Origin of the sequence: Listeria aquatica FSL S10-1188, from assembly GCF_000525795.1 — a bacterium.
GTDB lineage: Bacteria > Bacillota > Bacilli > Lactobacillales > Listeriaceae > Listeria > Listeria aquatica.
In genome coordinates, this window is the sequence record NZ_AOCG01000021.1 from 1 (window position 1) to 12,794 (window position 12,794).

Genomic DNA, 12,794 nt, shown 5'->3' on the forward strand with positions numbered 1-12,794 from the left:
AAAATTATGCGGATTTTGAAGAGGGAGAGAGACTATGAAAGTTCGGCGCAGTGAACGGTTAATTGATATGACACAGTTTTTGCTGGCACATCCACGGAAACTAATCCCGCTTACGATGTTTGCAGGACGTTACGGTTCCGCTAAATCATCAATCAGTGAGGATTTAGTCATTATCAAGAAAACATTTGAAGATCGCGGCATTGGCACGCTTGAGACAGTTCCAGGGGCAGCTGGTGGCGTGCGTTACATTTCAAAGGCGGATAACGCTGATGTGCTTGATTTTATTCAGACGCTTTGCAACCGAATTGCAGAGTCTGATCGCTTGCTTCCAGGTGGCTATTTGTATTTATCGGATTTACTTGGCGAGCCGGTTACACTGAAAGCAATCGGAAAAATTTTAGCGACGAAATTTAATGATAAACCAATTGATGCCATCATGACCGTTGCGACAAAAGGGATTCCAATTGCGCAAGCAGTAGCGGAACACTTGAGTGTGCCATTTGTGATCGTAAGGCGGGATAGTAAAGTGACTGAAGGCTCGACCGTAAGTATCAATTATGTTTCTGGTTCTAGCAAACGAATTGAAAAAATGGAGCTTTCAAAACGGAGTTTACCAGAAGGTTCACGCGTTGTGATCGTGGATGATTTCATGAAAGCAGGCGGAACGATCAATGGAATGAAAAATCTTTTGGATGAATTTAAAGCGACGCTTGTTGGAATTGGTGTGCTTGTCGAATCTGAATATGCAGAGGAACGCTTAGTTGATGACTACGTTTCGCTTGTTAAGATAAAAAATGTAAATGTGAAGGAACGGCAAATTGAAGTGGTTGAAGGTAACTACTTTTCGGCCGAATAAAGAAAGCTGCTACGGCAGTTTTCTTTTTTTTACAAAATCAGACTAGCGCCGCACTTCCAAATGCTTCCCGTTGTGGTAAAATATGGGTTATGTAATTCTAGATTGGAGTAGGAGGAAACGGTATGAAAAAATGGGTCAAATGGTTGATCGCGGTAGTGATCATCGTTGTTGTTGCAGGAGTCATCATTGCCTTTTTAAATAAGGACGGAAAAGATGCAGCGACAAATAGTTCGAATAATGATGGAGTTGAAACAAAAGTTAAGCAAGGTGAAATGAAAATTGATGCAACAGCAACAGGTGTTATTGCGGTGGCAAACAAAGCAACTCCAGATTATGAAGATTTGGAACTTCAAGTGCAAATGGACGAGCTTGACATCCCGAATATTAAAGTGGATCAAGAAGTAACCATCAATGTGGCGGCGCTTCCTGATCGAACATTCAAAGGAAAAGTCAAACAAATTGCAGAACAAGGGCAAGTGCAAAATGGGGTTTCTTCATTCCCAGTCGTTATTTCGCTTGATAAAACAGATGGCCTTAAAGCAGGAATGACAGCAGATGCGTCAATTCTTGTGCAAGAAAAATCGAATGCTATTTATCTACCGATTGAAGCTGTTCAAAAAGACGATGATAACCGTTATTATGTCATGCTTCCGAAAAAAGATAAAAATGGAAAAAACGAAAAAAAGAAAAGAAAATCGTAAAAACCGGTTTACACAATGAAGATAATATTGAGATTACAAAAGGACTTTCCAAAGGGGACAAAGTCATCTTGCCTTCTAATAAGTCAAATACACAAGCATCTGGATTTTAATGACTGAAAAAAGGAAGGAGGGACCACATATGAACCCGCTTATTGAAATGAAAAATATCACGAAAACCTATACATTAGGAGATGAAACCTTTAAAGCGCTTGATGATGTATCCCTTTCGGTGAATGAAGGTGAGTTTCTCTCCATTGTTGGACCATCTGGATCGGGAAAATCCACTTTGATGAATATGATCGGCTGTCTAGATGTTCCTGATGAAGGAAGCTATCACCTAGATAGCGTTGATGTTTACAAACTAAATGACAACAAACTTTCCGAGATTCGTAATAAAAAAATCGGCTTTATTTTCCAGCAATTTAATTTGCTTACGAAATTATCCGCGCTTGAAAACGTCGAGTTACCGCTTATTTATGGTGGATACAGCTTATCAAAACGAGAAAAAATCGCGCTTAACTGTCTTGAAAAAGTCGGTCTTTCTGATAAAAAAGGAAACCTTCCTACGCAATTATCGGGAGGGCAGCAGCAACGTGTGGCAATCGCCCGTGCACTGTCTGCAAGTCCATCCATATTGCTAGCAGATGAACCAACCGGCGCGCTCGATTCCAAAACAGGTAAAGAAGTGATGAGCATTCTTAAAGAATTAAACGCAGCTGGAAATACCATCGTGATGATCACGCATGACCTTGAACTAGCTAGGTACGGTACTCGCAGTATTCGCATCCAAGACGGTCGGCTTTATCATGAGGAGGTGGCGAATTGAGTGCACTGCAAAGTATGAAATTGGCGTTCAAACAACTTCGTTCCAGTAAATTGCGTTCCTTTTTAACGATGCTTGGAATTATTATTGGTGTAGCCTCTGTCATCTTGCTAGTTTCTTTAGGAAACGGGGTAACCCAAAAAGTAAACGAACAGATGGGAAGCTTAGGCTCTAATCTTGTAACTGTCATGAATAATTCAACAAATCCAAACGATAAATTCAGTTATGAAGAAGCGATGAAATATCAGTCCATTGATGGTGTGAAAAGCGTGTCACCTGAATTATCTGGTCAAGCAACAGCCACAAATGACTTCCAGTCGAAAAACTTAAAAAGTCATTGGGACAAACGACCAGTACAAAGGCGCAAGAAGCTTGGAGCTAGAAAATGGGCGTTTCCTTTTGCCAATTGATATTGAATACGGGCAAAAAGTAGCGGTGATAGGCCCGACAGTGGCTAAAGATCTTTTTGGTTTTGCTAACCCGGTTGGGAAAACCATCCGCCTGAACGGACTGCCTTACAAAGTGATTGGGGTTCTTAAAGAAAAAGGTGCATCCATGATGGGCTCAAGCGACGACCAAGTCTTTATCCCAATTATGGCAGCTCAGCGCTTACTTAAAGATACCAATGTCCGTACCATCTACGTTGAAGCTAAAAACGCTGAAGACGTCGACTTTGTGGTAAGCACCTTGGAATCGCGCTTGTCGATTAAATTCAACCAAGATACTGACGATGAAGCCAAATCATCATCTGATACACAACTTGAACAGCCTTATCAGGTTATCAATCAGCAAGAAATCCTAAGTGCCTTTAATACAATCAGCGGAACCCTGACGACCGCCCTAGGAGCCATCGCAGCCATTTCCCTTATCGTTGGTGGGATCGGCATCATGAATATCATGCTCGTCTCTGTAAGCGAACGGACACGAGAAATCGGTATCCGCAAAGCGCTTGGTGCAAAAAAAACGCGACATCCTTACTCAATTTTTAATCGAGTCCGTTGTCATCAGCGTTGTCGGTGGCGTTATTGGTATCATCATTGGAGTAAGTGGTGCGCTTATCTTTGGGAATGTAGCGGATATCCCATCCGGTGTAACCGCAGGCACTATCATATTCTCCTTTGTCTTTTCGCTATGTATTGGCGTTATCTTCGGGCTTGCGCCTGCTAACAAAGCATCTAAGCTTCGTCCGATTGACGCGCTTCGTTCTGAATAAGAAACTAAAAAGCATGCTTTAGATGAAAATTTTCAACTAAAGCATGTTTTTGTATAAATGGTGAAGAAAAAGGATAATAAAGTAAAAAGATTAAAACTCTACTTTTTATCAAAAAAACGTAATATATATTATATACAACTGTCTTGTCATTCAATTTTAACAATTTTGTTACATAAAAACTAAATTTCCACATTTTAATTCTTACCTTCAAAGTAAGAATTTGCTGAAAACGCCTTGCTATCAGTTGTTTTAGATATTTTGAACGAGTTGATTGTGAAAAAATATGCAAAAAAATTGCATGCTATTTTGTAAAGTTTATCTTTTCAACACTGCAAAAAAATAATTTTTTATTGTGCACATTTTTTATAGAATTTACAATTCAAAGTTTGGGGAAAGAGGAGTGATTTTATTAAAACGCTGTTATCAGAATGACTGTCTCAAATGGTTTAAAGTAAACTCTGTTATTTAGTTCAACAATCAAAAACAATTTAAAGACAATTTGTATTTGTCAATAGATTAATCGCGTGAAAGCAGTGAAAAAACTTAGAGTTCACAAAGTTGTCAAATTCATCTTTTTTTATTATCATATGATTATAGAAAACGAGGTGCCTGGTGAGAAAGTATGAATCTCTGTTTTCTGTGAAGCAAGACTAATTTTGTTGCATAGGCAGCTAAGTTGAAAAGCTGAGCAACTAGACTTAAGGTGGTGAAGAAAATGGAAATTACAGATGTGAGATTACGTAAAGTATTGACAGATGGAAGAATGAAGGCTATTTCTTCAATCACAATTGACGGAGAATTCGTTGTACATGATATTCGTGTCATCGATGGAAATGATGGGCTTTTTGTGGCAATGCCAAGCAAACGGACTCCTGATGGGGAATTCCGTGACATTGCACATCCAATTAACTCGGATACACGTGCAAAAATTCAGGAAGCAGTTATCGCTGCTTATGACGTAGCAGAAGAACCAGTTGCAGTTGATGGGGGTTCTGAAAGCAAAGAAGAAGCTACGGCAGAATAAAAAGAATCCCTTTACTTAAAGAAAATGCGGCGAGATATGGGACAGAGAGGGATCAAATCTGTTACCTGATGAAAAAATCGGAAACCGCATCTTGGGTTAAGGGCATTAGGGATAAGGAGTGACGAGAATGCAAGTAACAGATGTTAGACTTCGTCGAGTAGAAACTGACGGAAGAATGAGAGCGATTGCTTCAATTACGTTAGATGAGGAATTTGTCGTACATGACATTCGCGTCATCGATGGAAACAACGGTCTTTTTGTCGCAATGCCAAGCAAACGCGGTGTTGATGGGGAATTCCGTGATATTGCACATCCAATTAATTCAGATACACGTGGTAAAATTCAAGATGTTGTTCTTGCGGAATACGAACGTGTTGGTGAAGAAGAAGCGAATGCTGTATCGGAAGAATCCGATCCGGAATCTGCTGAATAATAGAATAAAATGCCAGGACTACCGCCTGTTTGATGCGGTGGTCCTTTTTTTGTTTCGCCCTTTTTTTAGCTAACTAGCTATGTTATAATGGAGAAAATTGTTGAAATGAGGTTCTGATGTTGGGGATGTTCCAGAAAATGAAATTGAACGATGAAAAAACTTCTTTTGAGAAAGCAAAAGCGAAATTTCCATTTTTTACATGGCATCAAACAAGAACAAAATCAAATTGACTGTGCTTTCCGTGAGTTGGAAGGCTTTTTTGTGTGACTAAGATCCCTTCTGGGGTTTCTTGAAAAAAACGTGATTTTACGGTATGATTCATAATGGTAGATTAGTGATAATTGGGGGTTCTATAAAGATGACAAAACAGTATGCTGTTGTTTTAGCAGCAGGTCAAGGAACACGAATGAAATCGAAACTCTATAAAGTTTTGCATCCAGTGTGTGGTAAGCCGATGGTTGAACATGTAGTGGATCAAATTGGTCGTTTAAATGTTGATAAAATCGTGACGATTGTAGGTCATGGTGCGGAAGATGTTCGTACGCATTTAGAAGGAAAAAGTGAATTTGTGAAACAAGAAGAGCAACTTGGAACGGCGCATGCTGTTCTTCAGGCAAAGGAGCTTCTTGCTGATTTAGAAGGCACGACCATTGTTGTTTGTGGAGATACACCACTAATTGAAAGTGAAACAATTGGGGCGCTTGTAAAGTATCACAGCGAAAAACGTGCGAAAGCCACTATTTTAACAACAACACTTGATAATCCATCAGGTTATGGCCGGATTATTCGTGATGATCTTGGCATTGTTGAGAAGATTGTTGAACAAAAAGATGCAACAGAAAAAGAGCAACGCGTACAGGAAATCAATACAGGAACTTATTGTTTTGATAATCGTGCGTTATTTAATGCACTTTCTAAGGTGTCTAATGATAATGCACAGGGCGAATATTACTTGCCAGACGTGATCAAGATTTTAAAAGATGAAGACGAAGTGGTAGCAGCTTATCGGATGGCGAATTTTGAAGAGTCGCTTGGTGTCAATGATCGTGTGGCGCTTGCTGAAGCTGCGCGCTTAATGCGTCATAGGATCAATGAACGCCATATGAGAAACGGTGTAACGCTCGTTGATCCAGCAAGTACTTACATTGATGTAGACGTTGAAATTGGGCAGGATACTGTGATTGAGGCTAATGTCACGCTACGTGGGAAGACAAAAATTGGAAGTGACTGTGTCATTTCGAATGGCTGTGTTTTTGATCGTGCAGAAATTGGTGACCGTGTGCACGTGCGCAGTTCTGAAATTGAAGACAGCAAAGTGGGAGACGACGTTACGATCGGACCATTTGCGCACCTTCGTCCAGATTCTGAAATTAAAACGGGCGTGAAAATCGGGAACTACGTAGAGACGAAAAATGCTGTGATTGATGAAGGAACGAAATTGCCACACTTTATTTATATGGGTGATGCGGAAGTCGGTAAGAATGTTAATGTGGGTTGCGGAACGATTACAGTAAACTACGATGGCTTCAATAAATTTAAAACAAAAATTGGGGACAATGTATTTGTGGGATGTAATTCGAATCTCGTTGCGCCAGTTGAGATAGCTGATAATACGTATATTGCGGCTGGTTCTACGATTACTGATGATGTGCCGGAAGACGCACTTGCGATAGGAAGAGCGCGTCAGGTAAACAAAGTGGGCTATGTGAAAAAGATTCGCGCTAAGCACGACAAGTAAGAAAAGGGAGTCCCGGTTTCTAGCCGAGAGAATAAAATTCATTTATCATTTTATAAATTAGTGGAGGCTGATTATGTCAAACGATTATTTTGATCCAAAGTTGAAAATTTTTGCACTAAACTCGAATCGTGCGTTAGCGGAAGAAATTGCGAAAGAAGTAGGGATCGAACTAGGTAAATCAAGTGTTACGCATTTCAGCGATGGTGAAATTCAAATCAATATTGAGGAAAGTATCCGTGGCTGTCACGTTTATGTGGTTCAATCGACGAGTTATCCTGTGAATCAAAATTTGATGGAGCTCCTTATCATGATTGACGCTTTAAAACGGGCTTCGGCGGCAACGATTAATATTGTAATGCCTTATTATGGCTATGCTCGTCAAGATCGTAAGGCAAGAAGCCGTGAACCGATTACAGCTAAATTAGTAGCAAACTTAATTGAAACGGCTGGAGCGACGAGAATGATTACACTTGATATGCATGCGCCGCAAATTCAAGGCTTTTTTGATATTCCAATCGACCACTTAAACGCGGTTCGTCTGCTAAGTGATTATTTCAGTAATCTTGGATTAGCAAGTGAAGATATTGTTGTTGTATCACCGGATCATGGTGGTGTTACGCGTGCGCGGAAAATGGCTGATCGTTTGAAAGCGCCAATTGCAATTATTGATAAACGTCGTCCACGGCCGAATGTGGCAGAAGTCATGAACATTGTTGGTAACGTGGAAGGCAAAGTTTGCATCTTGATTGACGATATTATTGATACAGCAGGAACAATCACGCTTGCGGCGAATGCGCTTCGAGAAAGCGGCGCAACACGCGTCTTCGCGTCTTGCACGCATCCGGTTCTTTCTGGGCCGGCGATGGAACGTATTAGTGATTCTCCGATCGAGAAACTAGTTGTGACAAATTCAATTGCGATGCCGGAAGATAAATGGATTGATAAAATGGAACAACTTTCGGTTGCGCCATTACTGGGTGAAGCAATCGTTCGTGTTCATGAAAATGAATCTGTGAGCTCATTATTTGAATAATAAAAAGGGGTTTAACCGATTGAAAAGCTATAAACAAAGTTGTTAAAACTTTGTTTATAGCTTTTTTTTATGTCATTTGCGCTCCTTATTTAGTGAATATTAATTCATAGAAAAGTCGAAATATCTTAGCTATATTGGAACAAAGTATCTATAATTTTATGTCTTTTTTGATTAAAATGGTAGAAGTAGTAGGTTACTCTAAGAAAGTTGTAACTGGAGATGGAGAAAAGGGGGAGAATTGTGAGAAAATGGCTGGATGTATTAGTCGGTTGTATAAGTCTACTTGCAATTGGCATATTATTGTTGAGTTTTTCCCAGGTTTTTGCTGAAAATGATTCATTTGATTCCTTAGCTGTATCTTCAAATGTTGATAAAATAACAGCGAATTCTCCATTTGAAATCACTGTAAAAGATAAGACGAATACTTCAAATAAAATTGTCATTCCTTTGAAAGATGGATTAGTCTATCAAGAACAGAAGCAAGGGGATGCCACTATAAAAAATGACTCTGTAAATAATCAGTTAGTGATAGAGTGGAAAAGTGGTGGAGAGCATGAAACTATACTTAGCTTCGTGTCTTCTAAACCTGGAACAGTAACTTTGCAAGCGTTTGATGAGGCGCATCATGTTTCAAATACGGCATCTGTTTTAGTTCAAAACGAGCCAAAAGAAGTGAAAAATAGTCAATTTTCCAACCGGACGATAGACTCTGCATTTGATAATCTCACCCCTTTCGATCAATCACCTTATGGAACCATCATGGATGCCAAGGGGAATTACGTATCGGGGAAAGCCGTTAAGAAATCAAAAGAAATTATCCCACTTATTTATTATGGGAAACAGTCATCTAAAGATATTATTAAAAATGGGGCTCCAGAAAGATATCCTTCTATCAATAGTGAATATGATCCTGGAACGATTATAAAAGTCAAAAATGTGGGCTTTCATCAAGGAGAGCCTTGCGTACTAGCAATTAGAATTATTTCTACCAGGGTGACTATGGATGTGTTTAATCAATTTCCGATGAGTGTGGGACGGAGTGGTGATCCATTAAAATTTGAACTTGAGATTTGGGTTGAGGATGCAAATGGAAATGAAATACAAGATCCTGGACTTGACATACTGTTGCCGATGAAAATTAAAATATCAAAATTAAGTGATGGAAAGAACCGAAATGTTGTTACTTTGTTATCTAATCGATCTGGTATCTCAAATGTTCTTGTTAGAGATGCGTCTTTGTCCGGGACGGGGGCTGGAAGCTCGTTTTTAGATGTTTCTGGTGAGAATTATCAATTATTGGGAAAAGAATGGTCGAATATGGATTATAATATTCTTTATAACTCTACTCAGCATTTGTTTCTTTCTGCTAGTTTACAAGATAATAATGGTGATTACGTTCCTTATGTGAGATATGTGGACTATCTGTCTTATCATAAGCTGTTTTCGGCTTCCAGTAGCGATATGGTTATGCAGATTCCTTATGCGCCCCCATCCACTAAAGTAGAGAAAAATGAAAAAACGGTAAAGGCTAATTTTAACATCGATCAAACATTAGTTGCTCAAAATCCATCCTTTTATCCGAATGACTTCTCGGTCAATTTTAGTATGGGAGATCTAGTGAAAGCAAATTCGTTATATTCTATTCAAGTTATAGATAAAGACCAAAGGGCCGTACAAGTAAGTAGAAGTTCAGATGCGAATACGGGTACAATTAGTATAACAGCCAATAAGTCTGTTTTGTCACAGCTTGCAAATAATCAACTTTCTATTACTGGAAGTTTTGATTTGAATACAGATGCTCCTGATTTAATTAATACTTTTCAATCGGATGGTTTTTTTCATATTCCTATCGAAGTAGCAAACAGTGATCAACCAGATATGAAAGTAAAAGGGGAAACCTTAGTTAAGATGCCGCCTCCAACAGGAACGCCAATTTCTCAGGTTGTGTCTCTTCATTCAAGTTCGGATGAATTGAATCCTGATGACCTAGTAACAGATTTGAAAAGTATTTTACCACAAGATAAGATTAAGGCAGTGGCGATTAAAGAACCTAGGAAATTTGAGCAACTTGGAAGCACTTCAGTTGATGTAGTTGTTGAAAGTGAACTTACACATGTACAGGGAATTGTTACAGTTCCTGTCGAAGTTAAAACCGGAGACTTACAATTGACGAACGTACCACAAAGCATAGACTTTGGAACGGTTTTGATTAGTTCTGCTCTTCAAGATGTACCAGTGAAGAAAACAATCAGTAATCTAGCAGTGCAAGAAACACGCTACTTTGGAAAATGGGAATTAGGGGCTACAGTGAGCAAGCCTATAACTGGTAAGGTGAGTAAAAAAACATTAGGGAAATTGTTTTATCTTTCTGGTGGTGAAAAACGGCCATTATCAAATGGTCTCCAAATTTTAGAAAATGGAGGCTACACTGGGCGTAAAGAGCCACTTGATATTTCTAAGACATGGAATAAAGAGAACGGTTTAATTTTAGAGATTAAACAAGGTGAAGCATTGCACGAAGCCTATCAAGGAGAAATTACTTGGACTTTACGTGATGCGCCAATTTAAGATATATTGGTTAAATCGCATAGTTGTTTTTTGTGCTACGTTTCTATAGAAAATGATTTCATAAAAAAACCTTGATTTTTTTCATGATGAATGAAGAAATCAAGGTTTTTTGAATTTTAGAGAAGGTTAAGCTACCACAACTGCTGTTCCAGAAACAGTGACCATTAACATGCCGTTATCAGATCCAAGTACTTCATAATCGATATCGACGCTGATAATGGCATTTGCACCAATATCAGTAGCACGCGCTTCCATTTCAGCAATTGCTTCTTCACGCGCATTAATAAGCTCTTGCTCGTAGCCTTCAGAACGCCCGCCGAAAAAGTTTCTTAAACCAGCTCCAATATCTTTCATAAAATTAACACCCGTGATAACTTCACCGAAAACAATTTTTTTTGTATTCAACGACTTGTTTACCTTCGATATTGGGAGAAGTTGTTGTAATCATCGAAAAACCTCCTTTTTTCAAGTTTACTTGGAATTTGACTATTCGTCAAAAAAGATCCTCGTTTTGGCCATTGGGTTGAAGAACTTGAACTTGCTGATTTATATTTTCCATATATTGATACAAAATCAATTCCATAATTGCGATTGTTGAAATTCGTGAAGTGATATCGAGATGGTTGATTTCAATCTCATCTGTAAAAATATATAAATTGATGTCGCTCATATTCTGAATGATGTTGTTATCGGCGCAAGTTATGGAAATGAGTAGAGGGGAGTTTTTTCTTGCTTTAAGACGCTGTACGGTTTGGACAAGTTCTATATCATGTCCGGCATAAGTTAAAATAAAAACCATGTCTTCAGCACCAATATGTGGTAGGATTGCTTGACGATACTGGTAATCTTCAGGAAACTCGACTAAAAAACCATTCATTGTATAGAGGTATTTTACATATTCGGCAGCATGTTTGCTCAAACCTTTTGCAAAAAAGTAAATCCGTGGTTTTTGCTCAAGTTTTGATGTGATTTGTTCTAATTTACTTGGCTCAAGTACACGAACGGATTCAATGATATTCTTTAAATATTCTTCTCGGTAATCCTTTTGCTTAACGACAAAAGGAGGTGACTGGATGTCAGGTTTCCTAGACTCGGTAAATTTCAAAACGGTTGTAAATTCACTATAACCAGTGAATCCAAGTTTGCGTACGAAACGCAGAAATGTTGTAGTAGAAACAAAACATTCTGCTGAAACTTCGCGAATGCTTTGGTTTTTGATACGTTTCATGTTCTTAACAACGTAGTCGAATAAGATTCGTTCGTTTCTTGTTAAGTTAGTGATGGATTGGCTAGCAATTTCGAAAAAGTCCATAAATTCCATCCTTTCCATGTGATATATTGAACGATTACCCGTAAATTGTACCATATAATTAGGGTTCAATAAACTATCCTACAGCAACGAAAAAGCGAAACCTTGGCTTGTGGAAAGCCGAAGTTTCGCTTTTTCTTTTATCAATCTGCGGTGATTACAGTTCCCGATCCGTTTTGAAGAAAATTCTCGATATTTTCTAGGGAAGTGATGACAGCACGGCTTTCAGGGCGGCTTTTGACAAATTCAATGGCTGCTTCGATTTTTGGAAGCATACTCCCTTCTGCGAACTGCTTTTCTGCCTTCCATTTTTCTAGTTCGGAAACTGTGACCTGTTCTAATTTTTCTTGATTCGGTTGGTTGAAATTCACAAAAACGTGATCAACGCCTGTTAAGATGACGAACAAGTTAGCTTCAACCATTTCGGCAAGACGTAGTGAAGCAAAATCTTTATCGATAACGGCTTCGACACCTGTAAATTCTCCGTTTTTTTCAATAACAGAAATCCCTCCGCCGCCAGCAGATACCGTGACAACGCCGCTTTCCACTAATTTGTTAATCGCTTCGTGTTCTTTGATATAAAGCGGTTTGGGAGAAGGTACAACTTTACGATAACCTCGCCCGGCATCCTCTATAAAGGTTGCGCCCGTTTTTTTCTCTTCAGCTTCGGCTTCTTCTTTTGAAAGAAATGGACCAATGGGTTTTGTCGGACGAGAAAACGCAGGATCATCTTTACTTACGATAACTTGCGTAACAAGGGATACAGTTTCTTTTGTCATTTTGCGTTTCGCAAAAGCGTTATCAAGTGAATTTTGCAACCAATAACCAATGCTGCCTTGAGTCATTGCAACGCAAGAATCAAGAGGCATGGCAGGGTTTTTAACAGAGTTACTTTCTTGTTGTTGGATGAGCAAGTTGCCCACTTGAGGACCATTACCATGAGAGACAATTAACTCATCGCCATTTGCAACAAATTGAACAAGATGTTCCGCAGTTTGGTCTAAAGCTTTTTTTTTGTGCGTGAGCGCTAGCGTCGTCTGAAAGAATAGCATTGCCGCCAAGTGCCACAACAACTTTTCTGTTTTTCATAAATACT

The 12,794-nt window shown here is 39.0% G+C and carries 8 protein-coding genes and 4 pseudogenes; 9 read left to right on the top strand and 3 right to left on the bottom strand.

Annotated features, from left to right (window positions below; genetic code table 11):
* Positions 1 to 34 precede the first annotated feature (34 nt).
* From purR to MAQA_RS12790, 9 genes and pseudogenes are all read left to right on the top strand, one after another.
* Positions 35 to 856, top strand: coding sequence for a pur operon repressor (gene purR / locus MAQA_RS12750; protein WP_036074413.1), 822 nt, complete (start codon positions 35 to 37; stop codon positions 854 to 856).
* Positions 857 to 978: 122 nt separating this feature from the next.
* A pseudogene (locus MAQA_RS12755) lies at positions 979 to 1,667 on the top strand (efflux RND transporter periplasmic adaptor subunit).
* A gap of 29 nt (positions 1,668 to 1,696) precedes the next feature.
* Positions 1,697 to 2,383: an ABC transporter ATP-binding protein gene (locus MAQA_RS12760; protein WP_036074414.1), complete on the top strand. Its 687-nt coding sequence runs from the start codon at positions 1,697 to 1,699 to the stop codon at positions 2,381 to 2,383.
* Positions 2,380 to 3,593, top strand: a pseudogene (locus MAQA_RS12765) (ABC transporter permease). The gene MAQA_RS12760 and the pseudogene MAQA_RS12765 overlap by 4 nt, the downstream one beginning before the upstream one ends.
* Before the next feature lie 715 nt (positions 3,594 to 4,308).
* The gene (gene spoVG / locus MAQA_RS12770; protein ID WP_036074416.1) at positions 4,309 to 4,617 is read left to right on the top strand and encodes a septation regulator SpoVG; all 309 of its coding nucleotides are present in this window, start codon (positions 4,309 to 4,311) and stop codon (positions 4,615 to 4,617) included.
* A gap of 127 nt (positions 4,618 to 4,744) precedes the next feature.
* On the top strand, positions 4,745 to 5,050 hold the full coding sequence (spoVG, locus tag MAQA_RS12775) for a septation regulator SpoVG (protein WP_036074419.1): 306 nt from the start codon (positions 4,745 to 4,747) through the stop codon (positions 5,048 to 5,050).
* Positions 5,051 to 5,408: 358 nt separating this feature from the next.
* On the top strand, positions 5,409 to 6,788 hold the full coding sequence (gene glmU, locus MAQA_RS12780) for a bifunctional UDP-N-acetylglucosamine diphosphorylase/glucosamine-1-phosphate N-acetyltransferase GlmU (protein WP_036074420.1): 1,380 nt from the start codon (positions 5,409 to 5,411) through the stop codon (positions 6,786 to 6,788).
* Between the two features lie 73 nt (positions 6,789 to 6,861).
* Positions 6,862 to 7,821, top strand: a complete 960-nt coding sequence (locus MAQA_RS12785; protein WP_036074422.1) for a ribose-phosphate diphosphokinase — start codon at positions 6,862 to 6,864, stop codon at positions 7,819 to 7,821.
* Between the two features lie 240 nt (positions 7,822 to 8,061).
* On the top strand, positions 8,062 to 10,389 hold the full coding sequence (locus MAQA_RS12790; protein WP_036074425.1) for a hypothetical protein: 2,328 nt from the start codon (positions 8,062 to 8,064) through the stop codon (positions 10,387 to 10,389).
* A gap of 126 nt (positions 10,390 to 10,515) precedes the next feature.
* Here the strand turns inward: MAQA_RS12790 and MAQA_RS12795 are convergent.
* The 3 genes and pseudogenes from MAQA_RS12795 to arcC form a co-directional block, all read right to left on the bottom strand.
* A pseudogene (locus MAQA_RS12795) lies at positions 10,516 to 10,837 on the bottom strand (putative heavy metal-binding protein).
* Positions 10,838 to 10,882: 45 nt separating this feature from the next.
* A complete protein-coding gene (locus MAQA_RS12800) occupies positions 10,883 to 11,701 on the bottom strand; it encodes a MurR/RpiR family transcriptional regulator (RefSeq protein ID WP_052008618.1) in 819 nt (272 codons plus the stop codon).
* A 140-nt stretch (positions 11,702 to 11,841) separates the two neighbouring features.
* Positions 11,842 to 12,787 (bottom strand): annotated as a pseudogene (gene arcC / locus MAQA_RS12805) (carbamate kinase).
* Positions 12,788 to 12,794 lie beyond the last annotated feature (7 nt).